The sequence below is a fragment of the Streptomyces phaeoluteigriseus genome (genome assembly GCF_001896135.2).
Lineage (GTDB): Bacteria > Actinomycetota > Actinomycetes > Streptomycetales > Streptomycetaceae > Streptomyces > Streptomyces phaeoluteigriseus.
Map to the genome: position 1 here is coordinate 336,670 of NZ_MPOH02000016.1, position 15,381 is coordinate 352,050.

The following is a 15,381-nucleotide window of genomic DNA, read 5'->3' on the forward strand; positions in this document are numbered from 1 at the left end:
GCGGCTGTGACGCATCGGTAAGGGGCGAACCCCGCTCCCACTGGTGACATCTTGGTCTTCAATACGTACGATCCTGAATATGGATATGCACACTGTGGTGGTGGGGACGTCCGGGGTGACCGCGTCCGACGTGCTCGCCGTGGCGCGCGACGGCGCCCGGGTCGAGCTCTCCGGCGAGGCGGTGGCGGCCCTCGCCGCGGCGCGCGAGGTCGTCGAGGCGCTGGCGGCCAAGCCCGAGCCCGTCTACGGCGTCTCCACCGGGTTCGGCGCGCTCGCCACCCGGCACATCAGCCCGGAACTGCGCGCCCAGCTCCAGCGCAACATCGTCCGCTCGCACGCCGCCGGCATGGGGCCGCGCGTCGAGCGCGAGGTCGTCCGCGCCCTGATGTTCCTGCGTCTGAAGACCGTCTGCTCCGGGCGCACCGGCGTCCGGCCCCAGGTCGCGCAGACCATGGCCGACGTCCTCAACGCCGGCATCACCCCGGTCGTCCACGAGTACGGCTCCCTCGGCTGCTCGGGCGACCTCGCCCCGCTCTCCCACTGCGCCCTCACCCTCATGGGCGAAGGCGACGCCGAGGGTCCCGACGGGGTCGTACGCCCCGCGGGCGAACTGCTCGCCGAGCACGGCATCACCCCCGTCGAACTGCGCGAGAAGGAGGGCCTGGCCCTCCTCAACGGCACCGACGGCATGCTCGGCATGCTGGTCATGGCCCTCGCCGACCTCGACCGCCTCTACAAGTCCGCCGACGTCACGGCCGCACTGTCGCTGGAGGCCCTCCTCGGCACCGCCAAGGTCCTCGCGCCCGAGCTGCACGCCATCCGCCCGCACCCGGGCCAGGGCGACTCCGCCGCCAACATGCTGGCCGTGCTGGCCGGTTCGGAGCTGACCGGGCACCACCAGGACGACGCGCCCCGCGTCCAGGACGCCTACTCGGTGCGCTGCGCCCCGCAGGTCGCCGGCGCCGGCCGGGACACCATGGCCCACGCGCGCCTCGTCGCCGAACGCGAACTGGCCTCCGCCGTCGACAACCCCGTCGTCCTGTCCGACGGACGTGTCGAGTCCAACGGCAACTTCCACGGCGCCCCGGTGGCCTACGTCCTCGACTTCCTCGCGATCGCCGTCGCCGACCTCGCGTCGATCGCCGAGCGCCGCACCGACCGGCTGCTGGACAAGAACCGCAGCCACGGCCTGCCGCCGTTCCTCGCCGACGACGCCGGCGTCGACTCGGGTCTGATGATCGCCCAGTACACGCAGGCCGCACTGGTCAGCGAGCTGAAGCGGCTCGCCGTACCGGCCTCCGCCGACTCCATCCCGTCCTCCGCGATGCAGGAGGACCACGTCTCCATGGGCTGGTCCGCGGCCCGCAAGCTGCGCACCGCCGTCGACAACCTCACGCGCGTCCTCGCCGTCGAGCTGTACGCCGCCACCCGCGCCGTCGAGCTGCGCGAGGGGCTCACGCCGGCGCCCGCGACCCGCGCGGTCCTCGACGCCGTACGCGGGGCGGGGGTCCAGGGTCCGGGACCGGACCGCTTCCTCGCACCCGACCTGGCCGCGGCCGACGCGTTCGTGCGCGACGGACGGCTGGTCGCGGCCGTGGAGACGGTGACGGGGCCGCTCCGCTAGGACCCGCGTCCGCCAGGACGTGCGGGATCCGCGGGACACGGCGAGGGGCCCTGCCGCAGGCGCGTGCGCGCCTGCGGCAGGGCCCCGACGTGCTTGCCCGCGTGCCTACTTGAGCTTGGCGACCTGCGCCTGGACCACGGCGGCCGGGATGTCGGCGGCCTTGCCCGAGCCGAGCGAGGCGAAGTTCACCGTGTAGAACGTGGCGATGGTGTTGCCCTTGCGCACCACGTCCGTGTGGAAGGTGGCCGAACCCTCGCCGTCCATGTCGACGTCCTCGGAGAACGCCACCGACTCGTCGCCCAGCCCGGAGCCCTTCTCCGAGGCCACCTTGGTGACCTTGGAGTCCTCGCCGCCGGTGGCCAGGCCGTACCCGGCGGAGCAGGCGGTCACGCCGTCGGCGAGGGCCTTCATGGCCTTCTCGGCGCCGTCGCCCTCGTACGAGGACAGGCCCACGAACGTCATGTCGATGTCGAAGGCGTCGGCGATGTCCTCCGGCTGCGCCGTGGCGTCCGAAACCTTGTCCTCCGCGACGGAGTTGCTCGCGTTCGCGCCCGTCTCGCCCGGAGCCAGACCGGCCGTCGCCCACGCGAGGGGGTCGCACGCCGGCTTGTCCGTCTTCACGTCCGACTTCGACTTCGGCAGGGTGTCGTCACCCGAGTCGACCTTGTAGCCCTTGACCTCGCCCTGGGCGAGGAGCAGCTTCTCCAGCTCGGCCGCGGTCAGCGCCTTCGCGGCCGGGGCCGAGGACGCCGAGGAGGAGTCGGACCCCTTCGAGGATCCCTTGGAGTCCTTCTTCGACCCGTCGTCCGAGCAGCCCGTGACGAGGACGAGCGACAGTGCGCCCACGGCAGCCGTGGCGCACAGCCGCGCGCCCGATGATCTCTTCATGAGCGGACTATGAGGGTCTGGTCAAGGAGGCGTCAAATCACTTCAGAAACCCAGACGTTCCCGGCGAACCGAATACGCGACGAAGCCGGCGCCGAGTGCGAGGAGGCCGGTCCCGCCCACGATGTACGGGGTGGTGTCGAAGCTTCCGGTGTCGGCGAGGCGGGTGCCGCCGGAGGCTCCGTCGGAGGTGTCGAAGGTGTCGGCGGTGTCGGCGGTGTCGGCGGTGAGGGCGGCGCCGACGCTGTCCGTGGACGCGGCCCGCGCCTGAGTCGTGACCTGCGTCGTCACGCCCGTTCTCGTCGGCTCGTCCTGGGTCGCCTGGGCGTTCGGGACGAACCACAGAGCACCCAGCAGGGTCCCCGCGGCGGTGGCGGTCAGCAACGGACGGCGAGCGGATGACACGGAATATCGATCCCCTTGTGGTGCTGGCGAATTGGCCGTGTGGACCGATGCTAATGACAGGCGCGGGTCGCGGGAAAGTCGCGGGGGCCGTCAGTCGTACGCTCCGTGCATGACTTCTGAAAAGACATCACGTTTTGTCCGCCTTCGCGTCGAACTCGTCCTGGAGATCGACGACGAGGGCGCCCTGACCAAGGCCGCACTGCGGCGACTCGCGGAGGAGGCCGCCGACCCGGGGATGCCGGAGAGTGAGCGCGCGCAAGCGGAGAGCGCTGTGACGGAAGACACCGCCGAGGCCCTGGCCTGCCTGGTGGACCCGTTCGACCTGGTCAGCGAGATCCCCGGCGTAGAACTCCAACAGGCCTCCTGGTCCACCGAGCCCGTCGACTACGACCCCGATTCGCCCGACTGGGACCTCGAGGACGATGATGACCACGACGACGGCGAGGCGGACGCCGAAGAGGACGGCCGCGCGGGCGGCATCGGCTGAGCGTCTTGGGGAATTCGTACCCCGGACGGCAACCGCCGCCCGGGGGTTTCGTCGTCTCACACGACGCACTGACCGACACCCGCACCAGGTGCCCCGGACGGGGGACCGAGCGCCTGCGTGCGTGGTGTGGCCCACACATGTGACATATGTGGAACGGGGCGAACCGGTCGTAGCGTTGAAGGTCTGGACGGGGACTCCCGGTTAACGGGAATCGGCGACGATGGAGAAGCGTGTGATGACGGACAGTAGGCGGCGCAGGGGTCTCATGACCGCGTCCGCACTGCTCGGCGGTGTTCTGGTGCTCTCTGCGTGCTCGGGCGGCGACAGTGACGCCTCCGAGAGTGGGGGCAGTTCCTCGCAGGCCCAGGCCGACGAGGCGGCGGCCCAGAAGTCCTCCGAGGCCCAGATCAAGATCACACCTGCGGACGGCTCGAACAACGCCTCCATCAACAACTCCGCGACCGTCTCCGTGAGCAAGGGCACGCTCACCCAGGTGACGATGACCGCGGCCGACGGCAGCACGGTGGCGGGCGAGCTGTCCGCCGACAAGACCAGCTGGAAGCCCAGCGTCCAGTTGGAGCGTTCGACCACCTACAAGCTGTCGGCGACCGCGAAGGACGCGGAGGGCCAGGAGGCCCACGAGAACGCCTCCTTCACCACGGTCTCCCCGGACAACAGCTTCATAGGCAACTTCACGCCGGAGGACGGCTCGACCGTCGGCGTGGGCATGCCGGTCTCCATCAACTTCAACAAGGAGATCACCAACAAGGCCGCCGTCCAGAAGGGCATCACGGTCAACACCACCAGCGGCCAGGAAGTCGTCTGCCACTGGTTCAGCACCACCCGCATGGACTGCCGCCCCGAGGACTACTGGCAGGAGAACTCCACCGTCACGCTGAAGCTCGCGCTCGACGGTGTCGAGGGGGCCGACGGGGTCTTCGGAGTCCAGCAGAAGACCGTCACCTTCAAGATCGGCCGCAATCAGGTCACGTACGTCGACGCCAAGACCAAGCAGATGAAGGTCATGCAGGACGGCAAGACCGTGCGGACCATCCCGATCTCGGCCGGCTCGCCCGACAACAAGACGTACGAGGGCCAGATGGTGATCTCCGAGAAGTTCAAGGAGACCCGGATGAACGGCGCGACGGTCGGCTTCACCGACGACGACGGCAAGGGCGAGTACGACATCAAGGACGTGCCGCACGCCATGCGTCTGACCAGCTCCGGCACCTTCCTGCACGGCAACTACTGGGGCGCGAAGTCCATCTTCGGCTCGGTGAACACCAGCCACGGCTGCGTCGGCCTGTCCGACACCAAGGGCGCCGACGACCCGAACACCCCGGCCGCCTGGTTCTACGACAACTCGATCGTCGGTGACGTCGTCGTGGTCCAGAACACCGGCGACAAGACCGTCGCGCCGGACAACGGCCTCAACGGCTGGAACATGGACTGGGCGCAGTGGAAGGCCGGTTCGGCCGCCTGACGCACATCCCGCTCACCGTCCGCCGGTCGCCGCCCCCAGGGGCGCACCGGTGTTTCCGGGGCCGACACAGCCTTCTCATGCTCCTCTTATCTCAGCCTTATGGCTTCATCACGGGCCGTACCTAGCTTGCGGCCATGTTCTTCACCTACCTGAGGCGCGAACTGCGCCGCCGCAGAAGAGCGGCCCTCGTCGTCGCCTCCGGACTGGCCCTGGGCATCGCGCTCGTCATCGTCGTCACCTCCGTCTCCTCCGGCATGGGGAAGGCCCAGGACAAGGTCCTCCAGTCCCTGTACGGCCTGGGCACGGACATGACGGTCACCAAGGCGGCGGCGCCCACCGCCGACACCTCCGAGCGTCCGCGCTTCCAGTTCGACGCGCAGGACGGCGACTCCGACGCCGAGCAGAGCAGCGACCGCGTCATGGTCCAGGGCTTCCAGACCCTGTCGACCGCCACCGTCACCGAGGTCGGCGAGCAGAGCGGCGTCTCCGACGCGGTCGGCGGGCTGAGCCTCCAGGTCATCAAGGTCAACGGCCAGTTCACCCGCGGCCAGTTCCAGCAGGGTGAGGGAGGCGGCCAGCAGGGCGGACCCGGCGGCACCGGCCAGCCGCAGGGCGAAGTGCAGGGCGGCGGCGCGAACTTCGACGTCGACAACTACTCGGTCTTCGGCACCGACGTCACGGAGCCCGCGCTCGGCCCGCTGACCTCCTCCAAGATCACCAGCGGCCGTACCTTCAAGACCACCGAGACGAACGCCGAGGTCGCCGTCGTCGACTCGGCCTACGCCAAGGAGAAGAAGCTCAAGGCCGGTTCGACGGTCACGATCAAGAGCGTCAAGTACAGCGTCATCGGCATCGCCACCGCCGACAGCGGCGACGCCGCCGCCAACGTCTACATCCCGCTGACGCAGGCTCAGACGCTCAGCGACTCCAAGGACAAGGTCACCACGGTCTACGTCCGGGCGACCGACTCGCAGAAGATCGACAGCGTCAAGTCCGCGATCCAGAAGAACGTCTCGGGTACGACGGTGACGACCTCCGCCGACCTCGCCGACACCGTCTCCGGCTCCCTCTCCACGGCCTCCTCGCTGGCCACCAGCGTCGGCAAGTGGCTGTCCGTCGCGGTGCTCGTCGCCGCGTTCCTGGTCGCCGGACTGCTCACCTCCTCGGCGGTGTCCCGGCGCGTGCGGGAGTTCGGCACGCTGAAGGCCCTGGGCTGGAAGTCCGGCCGGGTCACCGGGCAGGTCGTCGGCGAGGCCATGGTCAACGGCCTCCTCGGCGGCGCCCTGGGCATCGCGCTCGGCCTCGGCGGCGCCTACGTCGTGACCGCCATCAGCCCCACCCTCCAGGCCGAGATGGGCGGCGGCACCGGCGGCCAGGGCGGTCCCGGCGGCGGCTTCGGTGGCGGCCGGCAGGCGGCGGCCCGCACGCTCGACGTGGCGCTGACGGCGCCGGTCAGCGTCACGACGGTGGCCGTGGCGGTCGGACTCGCCGTCGCCGGCGGCCTGATCGCGGGGGCGTTCGGTGGCTGGCGGGCGTCCCGGCTCCGGCCGGCCGACGCGCTGCGGCGCGTCGAGTAGTCCACCCCCTCACCTACCCCAGGAGCTGTTGTCCCCATGTACGAACTCAGAGGCGTCACCAAGCGCTACACCCGCGGCAAGGACACCGTCCACGCCCTCGCCGGTGTCGACCTGACGATCCCGGACGGTGACCGGCTCGTCATCCAGGGCCCCACCGGAGGCGGCAAGTCCACCCTCCTCCAGATGATCGGCGGGCTGGACCGGCCCAGCGAGGGCGAGGTCGTCCTCGACGGCACCGACCTGGCGAAGCTCTCCGAGGCCAGGCTGACCAAGGTGCGCAGCGAGAACATCGGCTTCGTCTTCCAGTCCTTCAACCTCATCCCGACGCTCACCGCGCAGGAGAACGTCGAGACCGCCCTCGTCCCGCTCGGCGTCAAGGCGAAGGAGCGGCGCGAACGGGCCGCCGAGGCCCTGAGGTCGGTCGGTCTCGGCGAGCGGCTCGGACACCTCCCCAGCGAGATGTCCGGCGGCCAGCAGCAGCGCGTCGCCATCGCCCGCGCGCTGGTGAAGCAGCCCAAGGTGCTGCTCGCCGACGAGCCGACCGGCAACCTCGACGAGGGCATGCGCGACGAGATCATGGACGTACTGCACACCATGTGGAAGGAGCACGGCCTGACCTTCATCATGGTCACCCACGACTCCGCGATCGCGAAGAAGGCCCCGCGCGTGGCCACCATCCGCAAGGGCAGGATCACGGTGAAGGAGAACGCGGTCTGACGCGGTCCGCCGACCGCGCGGTTCCCCGACGCGGTACGGCGTCCCCGTGACCCGGTTCGCCGGGCGCTGAGCGAACGGCCCCCGGAACAGCAGCCTCCGGCGGGCCGTTCGTGCTTGCCCGGTCCATGACGGCCGACCCGGGCACCACGGCCGGGACCGCCGGCACAGTCGTCGAGTACGGCTTCAGGCCGACAGCGGCGGCCCGGGAGCGGTGGAGCCCAGGCGGCCCGCGTCGGCGCCCCAGCTGGCCAGGAGGCGCAGGGCTTCCGCCGAGGGGGAGCCCGGGTCCGCGTGGTACGACACCATCGACTGCTCGCTCTCGCCGAGCAGCTGGAAGCCCTCGAAGTTCAGGGACAGGTCGCCCACCAGCGGATGCCGCAGCTTCTTCACGCCGTGGCTCTTCTCCTTGACGTCGTGGGTCGCCCACAGCCGCCGGAAGTCCTCACTCTTGACCGACAGCTCGCCCACCAGCGCCGACAGCCGCGGATCGTCCGGATAGCAGCCGGCGTCCATCCGCAGGGTGCACACGATGTCGATCGCCTTCTGCTCCCAGTCCACGAACAGGTCGCGGTAGTCGGGCCGCAGGAACACCAGCCGCGCCCAGTTCCGCTCGGCGACCGGCAGCTCGCCCCAGTCCCCGAACACGGCCGCCGCCATCCGGTTCCAGGCGAGGATCTCCGCCCGCCGCCCGACGACGTAGGCGGGCACCCCGTCCAGCAGGTCCAGCAGCTGCCGCAGCGCCGGCCGCACCTGCTGGGCCCGGGCCGCGGGCTTCTTCTTGTGCTGCTTCGGCTTGGCGAGATGGGTCAGGTGGGCGTGCTCGGCGTCGGTCAGCTGCAGCGCGCGGGCGATGGAGTCCAGCACCTCCGCCGACACGTTCCGCCCGTTGCCCTGCTCCAGGCGCGTGTAGTACGCCACCGACACCCCGGCCAGCTGTGCCAGCTCCTCGCGCCGCAGCCCCGGCACCCGCCGGTGCCGCCCGAAGTCGGGCAGCCCCACGTCCTCCGGCTTCAGCCGGGCGCGCCGGGTGCGCAGGAACTCGCTGAGTTCGGCGCGCCGGTCCAGACGCCCGCCGGGCTGCGGTACGGCTTCGGCCTGTTCGTCCATGCATCCAGTATTCACGGTCGTACGCAGGCGATCCTGACCCCGCCAGTGGTAGGCACGGCGAACGTAGGCACAGGTGAGGCCTGGGTGGACGCCCGGATACGGGGCAGGCTGGACGCCGTGCCCGGTCCGAAGGCAGACCGGGCGTACGACCCGCTAGGAGAACCCCGGCATGACCACTGTTGCTGCGTACGCCGCCCCCTCCGCCAAGGCTCCCCTGGAGCGCACGACGATCGAGCGACGGGAGGTCCGCGAGTTCGACGTCCTGATCGACATCAAGTTCGCCGGCATCTGCCACTCCGACATCCACCAGGCCCGCGAGGGCTGGGGCGAGGCCATCTTCCCGATGGTGCCCGGCCACGAGATCGCCGGTGTCGTCACCGAGGTCGGCCCCGGTGTGACGAAGTTCGCCGTCGGCGACCGCGTGGGCGTCGGCTGCCTCGTCGACTCCTGCCGTGAGTGCGACAACTGCAAGGCCGGCCTGGAGCAGTACTGCACCGGCGGCAGCGTCGGCACGTACAACGCCATCGGCAAGGACGGCGAGCCCACCTACGGCGGCTACGCGGAGAAGATCGTGGTCGACGAGAACTACGTCGTCCGCATCCCCGACGGCCTCGCCCTCGACGTGGCCGCCCCGCTGCTCTGCGCCGGCATCACCACCTACTCCCCGCTGAGGCACTGGAACGCCGGCCCCGGCAAGAAGGTCGCCGTCCTCGGCATGGGCGGCCTCGGCCACATGGGCGTCAAGATCGCGCACGCCCTCGGTGCCGAGGTGACCGTGCTGTCCCAGTCGCTGCGCAAGAAGGACGACGGCCTCAAGCTGGGCGCCGCCCACTACTACGCCACCAGCGACCCGAAGACCTTCGAGGAACTGGCCGGCACCTTCGACCTGATCCTGTCCACCGTCTCCGCCCCGCTCGACCTGGACGCCTACCTGGCCCTGCTGAGGACGGACGGCGCCTTCGTGAACGTCGGCGCCCCCGAGGAGCCCGTCGCGCTCAACCTGTTCTCGGTGATCGGCGGCCGCAAGACCCTCGCCGGCTCCGGCATCGGCGGCATCCAGGAGACCCAGGAGATGCTGGACTTCTGCGCCGAGCACGGCCTCGGCGCGGAGATCGAGCTGATCAGCGCCTCCGAGATCAACGACGCCTACGAGCGCGTGCTGGCCAGCGACGTCCGCTACCGCTTCGTGATCGACACGGCGACCATCTGACGTCCCGCGTCACCCCCGACGGGCCCCCGGCAGCACGCCGGGGGCCCTCTTCGTGCGTCGTCTCGTCCGCCCGACCGCCTGCCCAGCAGGCGGGTTCCGGGCCGGGGGGGAACGTTTGGCCGGGCTCAGCCTGCGGGGAAGGAGTCGCCCGCGCCGTAGGAGCGGACGAGGACTGCGCCGGCCGGTGCGGGGCGTACGGAGTGGGCGCGGCCCGGTCCGGCGACGTGCGCCCGTCCGTCCGCGACCCGCACCACCGTGTTCTCGTCGACGGCGACCCCGTGGGCGAGCCGCCCGTCCGCCACGACCGCGGCCAGCCGCGCCAGCGTCCCCCACTGCGCCGCGTGCACATCCACCCCGAACGGCACCAGCCCCAGTCCGGGCCGCACCTCGACCTCCTCCAGGTCCTCCGCGGTGTCCGGCGGGCACACCGCCACCCCGTCCACCAGCCAGCCGCCGAGCACCGCGTCCCGCGCGGCGATCACGGCCCCCGCGGAGAAACCGGCGTACGGCACACCCCGCTCCGCGAGCAGCGCGGGCAGGGTGTCGAGACACCCGCCGAACGCCTCGTGGTACGCCGGAGTCAGCCCACCGCACACCAGCAGCGCGTCCACGTCCGCCGTCAGCGCCTCCGGCTCGAACGGTTCCCCGAGCGGCAGCAGCAGCGGCACCGGCGTGCAGTCGCCGGCCTTGCGCAGCAGCGTGTCGTACCGGCCGAAGAGATCGGCGCCTGCGCCCTCGTCGACGAGGACGCACAGCACGCGGGGCGCGGCCGCCGAGGCGGCGCGCAGGAACGGGCCGTAGACGGCGTCGGCGGCCGACTCGTCACTCCCGCCACCGATCAGGAACACGTCACTGCTGCCACTCATGCGGATCTCCCCCGGGGTTGTACGGATGACGCGTGGTAACTCACGACCGGGTGGCCGCGCGCTCCCGTTTCTAGCAGAGCCTCGGCTGGGTCGCCGCGGTCAGCGGCCGGAGGGGTGGCGGGAGAGCCGGTCGGAGTGGCGGGCGCGCAGGCGGTCCCGTTCGTCGGGGGTGGTGAGGACGGCGTCCGCGCCGCCGTCGTAGGGGTGGAGGATGCGGCGCAGACCGGTGTCGGTGAGGAAGACGTCGACGATCTCCTCGTCCGCGACGGCCCGCAGCAGGGCGTCGACACAGCCGGGCCGCCACGGCCGGACATCGGCGTAGAAGCGGTGGTAGGTGTGGAACTCGGGGTCCGGATCCGACAGGTCCGGCTCCGTCCACCACAGGACGCCGTCCGGGTGCAGGTCCTGACGCGGTGTGGGAAAGCCGGCGGGCCCGTCCGCGGTGGACGACCAGTCGCCGGTCACCACGAACACGTCCTGGCCCGCGAAGAGTTCGTCGAGCACGGTGTTGTGGCGGTGCAGCACGGTCGCGTACTCGTCCTCGGACTCCGGGTAGCGCTTCGACCCGGGGAGGCTGTGGAACTGTACCCACCGGTCGGCGAACACGCCGCGGAAGGTGTGCGCGACGGGCGGGACGCGCGGGTGCCGCTCCCGCCAGAGCCGTGCCAGGTCCTCACTCATCCTCGCGGCTCCACAGGGTCAGGTCACTGCTGGTGGCGACGGCGAGGGTGCGTCCGGAGGGGGAGAATCCGGCGGCGCGGAAGGTGGAGTGGGTCGAGTGGAAGACGTGCCACCACTTCTCGCCGTGCGGGCCGTCGTGCGGCAGTCCGTCGCCACGGGAGAGCAGGACGCGTTCGTTCGGCCAGGCCGGCTGGACGACCTCCACCGACCAGCCGTCCCCGGTGCCGGAGTGCAGCCCGCCGCCGAACAGGCCCGCGATGCGCACCCTGCTGCCGGCGATCGGACCCAGCCCCGGACACGACAGGTCCTCGCTCTCGTCGGGCGTGCCGTCCTCGGGCGCGGGGTCACGGTCGCGGGCGATCCGCTCGCCGGTGACGGCGTCGAAGAGGCCGTGACCGTCCTGCGAGACGACCATCACCAGGTCGTTCCCGCTGCCCGGATGCACGGCGAACCCGATCCCGAGCAGCCCGCCGACGGCGACGGGACATCCGGGGACGGGCCGCCAGGGCGCGGGCGCGGGAACCACCGGTGCGGCCAGCAGCCGGTCCCGCATGGCCGACTGGTAGTCGGACAGCCCGGCTCCGGGGTCCGGCCGCTCCAAGGAGGGGATTGTGGCGGTCCACTTCACCATCTGGTCATGCTCCCGGTGTTCTGTCTGGAGTTCTGTTCTGGGGCGCACGCGCCTCTCACCGTCCCTGGAGTCCGTCATAGGCGGCCATCACGATCTCCAGTCCCCGGTTGTCGTCGCCCGGGTCGCGCATCTGGTTCGTCACGTACGCGACGGCCATGCGCGTGGCGGGGTCGATCATCACGAGCGAACCGCCCCAGCCGCCCCAACCGTAGGTGTCACCGAAGATCGCGTAGCCGAGGCCCCAGGTCACCGGCATCCCCAGGACCCGGTCCTGGCCGCTGAACTGCTCCTCGCGCGCACGGTCACAGCCCGCCCGCGACAGCAGCCGCACCCCGCGCACCGAGCCCCCGCAGGCCGGCACCGACTGCACGAGGGCGACCGAGCGGGCGTTGCCGTACCCGCTCGCGGCCGGGATCTGCGCACGCCGCCAGGCGACGCTGTTGCCGTCACGGACACGGATCGGCGTGGCCGCGGTCGGAACGGCATCGCCACCGGGGGGCGCTCGCGCGGTGGTCCCCGTCCCGTCCCGGCGGCGGGACGGTGGCCGCCACCCGGTGGTCGTGCTCGGCCGGCAGCCCCATACGGAAGTCCGCGCCCAGCGGTCCGGCGACCTCGGCGGCGAAGAACTCGCCGGGGCTCCGCCCGGTGATCCGGCGTACGACCTCACCCACGAGGAACCCCTGGGTGAGCGAGTGGTAGCCGGCCGCGGTGCCCGGCTCCCACCGCGGCGTCTGCGCTGCCAGCCGTGCCGTGGCGGCCGGCCAGTCGTACAGCTCGGCCACCGGCCCGTCCCAGTCGGGCAGACCGGCGGTGTGTGCGAGGAGATGGCTCACCAGGACGCCCTCCTTGCCCGCCGCGGCGAACTCCGGCCAGTACCGGGCGACGGGCGCGGCCGGATCCAGTTCGCCGCGGTCGGCCAGCAGCAGGGCACACAGGGCGGTCATCGTCTTCGTGACGGACCAGACGTTGACGATGGTGTCCCGCTGCCACGGAACCGTCCGCTCCGCGTCGGCGAACCCGCCCCACACATCCACCACCGGCTCACCGTCCACGAAGACCGCCACCGAACCGCCGGCGTCCCCACGGTCCAGCGAAGCGGCCAACGCCGTCGGAACAGCGACGAACAGATGATCGTACGAGCCCTGGATGTCGGCCATGCTCAGTATCTAGCCCGCCCGGCCGGGGCAGGGGCAACCGAATTCCGCGGCGGGCGGGGCGGGGTAGGGACGTTCGGGCGGGAGCAGCCCGGCCGCCGCGTCGAGGTCGCCGTCGCTCACGTGGGCGCGTATCGCGCGGGCGAGCGGCGTCACGTCACGGACGGCGACCGTCCACTCGTCGGCGTAACGCCGTGCGGCCTCCCCGGTGAGACCGAGTTGCAACGACCGGTACGGCAGAGCCCGCAGGCGCAGATCCCGCTCGGGATCCCACTGCACGCGAGCGGGCGCACGCTTGAGCTGACGCTGCCAGGTCGCACGGTCGCCGTGCACTCCGCGCACGTAACCCGACAGACACGCGTGCCGCAACGCCCACTCGAAGCCGTCACGCGTGACCTCGACGGCAAGCACCGTCTCCTGTCCGGCCTTCTCGCCCCAGCCGCAGCGGTACATCATCCACAGGAACGACGGCTTGATCCAGGTCATCCGGTCCCGCTTCCAAGCAGGCGGGAATCGGCCGTCGCGGGCGGCGGGCACGCCGATCTCCGGGGGGTACGCCTGGTAGACGGTGATCGTGGACTCCCCGTACAGGGCGCGGATCCGGCGTTGCGGTTCTTGCATGGCGTACAGCGTGCGGCGGACCGGAGCCGGGCGGCCACCGGTTTTGTTCGCGGGTCCGGTCGCAGGGGCTTGGAATCGCCTGGAGCCGTCGGACGTTGAGGGGAGTGGCCAGGGGCTGCCGGTGGTGTGTGAGCCCGGCGGCCCGAGTGACCGAGCTGACAGATATGGGAGGGTCGTAATGGCCGCGCAGACGCAGAGGGCAGTACTGGCGGGCGGATGTTTCTGGGGGATGGAGGAGCTGATCCGCCGGCAGACGGGCGTGAAGGCGACCCGGGTCGGATACACCGGGGGTGACGTGCCGAACGCCACCTACCGTGATCACGGCACGCACGCGGAGGCCATCGAGATCCTCTTCGACCCTGCGGAGACCGACTTCCGCACGATCCTGGAGTTCTTCTTCCAGATCCACGACCCGAGCACCAAGAACCGCCAGGGCAACGACATCGGTCTCAGCTACCGCTCGGCGATCTACTACGTGGACGACGAGCAGAAGCGGATCGCCGAGGACACGATCGCGGACGTGAACGCCTCCGGACTGTGGCCGGGCGAGGTCGTCACCGAGGTGGAGCCGGTCGGCCCGTTCTGGGAGGCCGAGCCCGAGCACCAGGACTACCTCCAGCGCTACCCGAACGGCTACACCTGCCACTTCCCGCGTCCGGGGTGGCGGCTGCCCGCCCGCGCGAACAAGGACTGACGGCGAGGCGCCCGGCCGAGGGTGGGAGCCGGGCCGACCGGACCCGCCCTCGGGGCCGGCCGTACGGGTCCGGTCCGGGGGGGGGGTCAGTGCGGGAGCGACGCCGGGTTGCCGCCGTTCGCCTCGTATCCGGCCACCGCCAGCGCGCGGTACACCGCGAACTCACCCGCCGGGTCGGCGGACAGGGTCCAGGGGAGCGCGCCGACGTGCCCGTCGACGTGCACCAGTTGGTTCACTGCTTCCGACCAGCGCTGGGCGCGCACCAGGAAGAAGACCAGGAGATGGCGCACGTGCGCCAGCATGGGATCGTCGGGGCGGGCCGCATGGACGGCGAAGAGGGCGCCGTGGATCGCCTTGGTCACGACCTCGCTCTGGTAGAAGCCGGTCACGAGGTTCACCTCAGGGAGGTGCTCGAACACCGCGAAGAGGGGCATCGCCGCCAGGAGGGAGCCCTGAGGGGCGCGCGCCGCCGCGGCCTCCGCGAACGACATCGCCGTGTCGCGTGAGCCGTGCCACTTCTCGCACCAGTAGTGCAGGGCCGCCAGATGCGCGCCCATGTGTGCCGGGGCGCGGTCCAGGATCTGCAGCCAGAGCTGCTCGAACTCCGGCTGCGAGTAGGCCAGGCCGCGGGCCACCGACAGCTCGACGATGTACGGGATCGGGTCACCGGGAGCGAGCAGAGCCGCCTGACCGCAGGCGTCCTTCGCCTCCTCCATGATGATCCGGAAGTCGTCCGTGCCGGGCGTCGACGTGCGCCACGCCTGCTGCACGAGGAACTCGGCGTGCACGGCCGCCCCGCCCGCGTCCTTGGGAGCCTCGGCGCGCCAGACCCGCAGCCACTGCCCGCCCGGGGTCTCCCCGGCCCCGCCGGGCCGCTGGTGAAGCTCCAGCGCGGCGGCGCCGGCGAAGGCCTGCACGCGCTGCCAGCGCCGCTCGCCCTCCGCCTCGGTGCCGGCCAGCAGCTGCTGGGCGGCCCGGTGGTCCTGGGTGCGCTGCACCACGTTCAGTACGTCGAGCAGGTCCTGGTCGGGGCCGGGCATGCGGATGTCCAGCTCCTCCTCGCGGACGAAGCCGTAGTCCGCGGGGTCCGCGGCGTCGGGGTGGCCGGCCGGGACCTGCTCGATCATGCCGCGCCTGCGCCGCAGGACCGGCAGCAGCACGAAGCTGAGCATGACCAGCGCGATCAGGACCCAGAGAATTTCCATGCCTCCAGGGTTCCAGACACCACCGACAATTGGC

Annotated in this window: 15 protein-coding genes and 1 pseudogene; 7 read left to right on the plus strand and 9 right to left on the minus strand. The window is 71.3% G+C overall.

The genetic code is table 11. The features are described 5' to 3' along the window. Positions 1–85 precede the first annotated feature (85 nt). The gene (gene hutH, locus BM536_RS26215; protein ID WP_094103592.1) at positions 86–1,624 is read left to right on the plus strand and encodes a histidine ammonia-lyase; all 1,539 of its coding nucleotides are present in this window, start codon (positions 86–88) and stop codon (positions 1,622–1,624) included. Positions 1,625–1,729: 105 nt separating this feature from the next. On the opposite strand, the gene BM536_RS26220 is transcribed toward hutH, so the two are convergent. Beyond that, complete coding sequence (locus BM536_RS26220; RefSeq protein WP_073493291.1) at positions 1,730–2,512, minus strand: hypothetical protein; 783 nt, start codon at positions 2,510–2,512, stop codon at positions 1,730–1,732. A gap of 42 nt (positions 2,513–2,554) precedes the next feature. Further along, the gene (locus BM536_RS26225) at positions 2,555–2,914 is read right to left on the minus strand and encodes an LPXTG cell wall anchor domain-containing protein (protein WP_073493289.1); all 360 of its coding nucleotides are present in this window, start codon (positions 2,912–2,914) and stop codon (positions 2,555–2,557) included. A gap of 109 nt (positions 2,915–3,023) precedes the next feature. On the opposite strand from BM536_RS26225, the gene BM536_RS26230 reads away from it, so the two are divergent. The 4 genes from BM536_RS26230 to BM536_RS26245 all read left to right on the plus strand — a co-directional run bounded on the left by BM536_RS26230 (position 3,024) and on the right by BM536_RS26245 (position 7,178). Continuing rightward, positions 3,024–3,401 carry a hypothetical protein gene (locus tag BM536_RS26230; protein ID WP_073493287.1) on the plus strand — a complete coding sequence of 126 codons (378 nt, stop codon included), beginning with the start codon at positions 3,024–3,026 and terminating at the stop codon, positions 3,399–3,401. A gap of 235 nt (positions 3,402–3,636) precedes the next feature. Further along, positions 3,637–4,884: a L,D-transpeptidase gene (locus BM536_RS26235; RefSeq protein ID WP_073493301.1), complete on the plus strand. Its 1,248-nt coding sequence runs from the start codon at positions 3,637–3,639 to the stop codon at positions 4,882–4,884. Between the two features lie 134 nt (positions 4,885–5,018). Next, on the plus strand, positions 5,019–6,461 hold the full coding sequence (locus BM536_RS26240; RefSeq protein WP_073493285.1) for an ABC transporter permease: 1,443 nt from the start codon (positions 5,019–5,021) through the stop codon (positions 6,459–6,461). Between the two features lie 36 nt (positions 6,462–6,497). After that, positions 6,498–7,178 carry an ABC transporter ATP-binding protein gene (locus BM536_RS26245; RefSeq protein ID WP_073493284.1) on the plus strand — a complete coding sequence of 227 codons (681 nt, stop codon included), beginning with the start codon at positions 6,498–6,500 and terminating at the stop codon, positions 7,176–7,178. A 183-nt stretch (positions 7,179–7,361) separates the two neighbouring features. Here the strand turns inward: BM536_RS26245 and BM536_RS26250 are convergent, their stop codons facing one another. After that, complete coding sequence (locus BM536_RS26250) at positions 7,362–8,285, minus strand: helix-turn-helix domain-containing protein (protein ID WP_073493282.1); 924 nt, start codon at positions 8,283–8,285, stop codon at positions 7,362–7,364. A gap of 169 nt (positions 8,286–8,454) precedes the next feature. Between BM536_RS26250 and BM536_RS26260 the strand changes: the two genes are divergently transcribed. Next, entirely contained in the window at positions 8,455–9,495 is a 1,041-nt protein-coding gene (locus tag BM536_RS26260) for an NAD(P)-dependent alcohol dehydrogenase (protein WP_073493280.1), read from the plus strand. Positions 9,496–9,620: 125 nt separating this feature from the next. Here the strand turns inward: BM536_RS26260 and BM536_RS26265 are convergent, their stop codons facing one another. From BM536_RS26265 to BM536_RS26285, 5 genes and pseudogenes are all read right to left on the minus strand, one after another. Beyond that, the gene (locus BM536_RS26265) at positions 9,621–10,361 is read right to left on the minus strand and encodes a Type 1 glutamine amidotransferase-like domain-containing protein (RefSeq protein WP_073493278.1); all 741 of its coding nucleotides are present in this window, start codon (positions 10,359–10,361) and stop codon (positions 9,621–9,623) included. 99 nt (positions 10,362–10,460) lie between these two features. Continuing rightward, positions 10,461–11,042 carry a DUF3885 domain-containing protein gene (locus tag BM536_RS26270; RefSeq protein WP_245873776.1) on the minus strand — a complete coding sequence of 194 codons (582 nt, stop codon included), beginning with the start codon at positions 11,040–11,042 and terminating at the stop codon, positions 10,461–10,463. Next, positions 11,035–11,673: a hypothetical protein gene (locus tag BM536_RS26275; RefSeq protein ID WP_073493276.1), complete on the minus strand. Its 639-nt coding sequence runs from the start codon at positions 11,671–11,673 to the stop codon at positions 11,035–11,037. The genes BM536_RS26270 and BM536_RS26275 overlap by 8 nt, the downstream gene beginning before the upstream one ends. 55 nt (positions 11,674–11,728) lie before the next feature. Continuing rightward, positions 11,729–12,830, minus strand: a pseudogene (locus tag BM536_RS26280) (serine hydrolase domain-containing protein). Between the two features lie 9 nt (positions 12,831–12,839). Then, complete coding sequence (locus tag BM536_RS26285; protein WP_073493274.1) at positions 12,840–13,448, minus strand: DUF4291 domain-containing protein; 609 nt, start codon at positions 13,446–13,448, stop codon at positions 12,840–12,842. A 178-nt stretch (positions 13,449–13,626) separates the two neighbouring features. Here BM536_RS26285 and msrA point away from each other — a divergent pair, with 178 nt between their 5' ends. Continuing rightward, entirely contained in the window at positions 13,627–14,142 is a 516-nt protein-coding gene (msrA, locus tag BM536_RS26290) for a peptide-methionine (S)-S-oxide reductase MsrA (RefSeq protein ID WP_073493272.1), read from the plus strand. Positions 14,143–14,228: 86 nt separating this feature from the next. On the opposite strand, the gene BM536_RS26295 is transcribed toward msrA, so the two are convergent. Next, positions 14,229–15,347, minus strand: coding sequence for a hypothetical protein (locus tag BM536_RS26295; protein ID WP_073493270.1), 1,119 nt, complete (start codon positions 15,345–15,347; stop codon positions 14,229–14,231). Between the last annotated feature and the right edge of the window lie 34 nt (positions 15,348–15,381).

Coding starts and splice junctions, on each gene's coding strand:
- hutH (WP_094103592.1), top strand. CDS start 86: ATGCACACTGTGGTGGTGGGGACGTCCGGGGTGACCGCGTCCGACGTG.
- BM536_RS26220 (WP_073493291.1), bottom strand. CDS start 2,512: ATGAAGAGATCATCGGGCGCGCGGCTGTGCGCCACGGCTGCCGTGGGC.
- BM536_RS26230 (WP_073493287.1), top strand. CDS start 3,024: ATGACTTCTGAAAAGACATCACGTTTTGTCCGCCTTCGCGTCGAACTC.
- BM536_RS26235 (WP_073493301.1), top strand. CDS start 3,637: ATGACGGACAGTAGGCGGCGCAGGGGTCTCATGACCGCGTCCGCACTG.
- BM536_RS26240 (WP_073493285.1), top strand. CDS start 5,019: ATGTTCTTCACCTACCTGAGGCGCGAACTGCGCCGCCGCAGAAGAGCG.
- BM536_RS26245 (WP_073493284.1), top strand. CDS start 6,498: ATGTACGAACTCAGAGGCGTCACCAAGCGCTACACCCGCGGCAAGGAC.
- BM536_RS26250 (WP_073493282.1), bottom strand. CDS start 8,285: ATGGACGAACAGGCCGAAGCCGTACCGCAGCCCGGCGGGCGTCTGGAC.
- BM536_RS26260 (WP_073493280.1), top strand. CDS start 8,455: ATGACCACTGTTGCTGCGTACGCCGCCCCCTCCGCCAAGGCTCCCCTG.
- BM536_RS26265 (WP_073493278.1), bottom strand. CDS start 10,361: ATGAGTGGCAGCAGTGACGTGTTCCTGATCGGTGGCGGGAGTGACGAG.
- BM536_RS26270 (WP_245873776.1), bottom strand. CDS start 11,042: ATGAGTGAGGACCTGGCACGGCTCTGGCGGGAGCGGCACCCGCGCGTC.
- BM536_RS26275 (WP_073493276.1), bottom strand. CDS start 11,673: ATGGTGAAGTGGACCGCCACAATCCCCTCCTTGGAGCGGCCGGACCCC.
- BM536_RS26285 (WP_073493274.1), bottom strand. CDS start 13,448: ATGCAAGAACCGCAACGCCGGATCCGCGCCCTGTACGGGGAGTCCACG.
- msrA (WP_073493272.1), top strand. CDS start 13,627: ATGGCCGCGCAGACGCAGAGGGCAGTACTGGCGGGCGGATGTTTCTGG.
- BM536_RS26295 (WP_073493270.1), bottom strand. CDS start 15,347: ATGGAAATTCTCTGGGTCCTGATCGCGCTGGTCATGCTCAGCTTCGTG.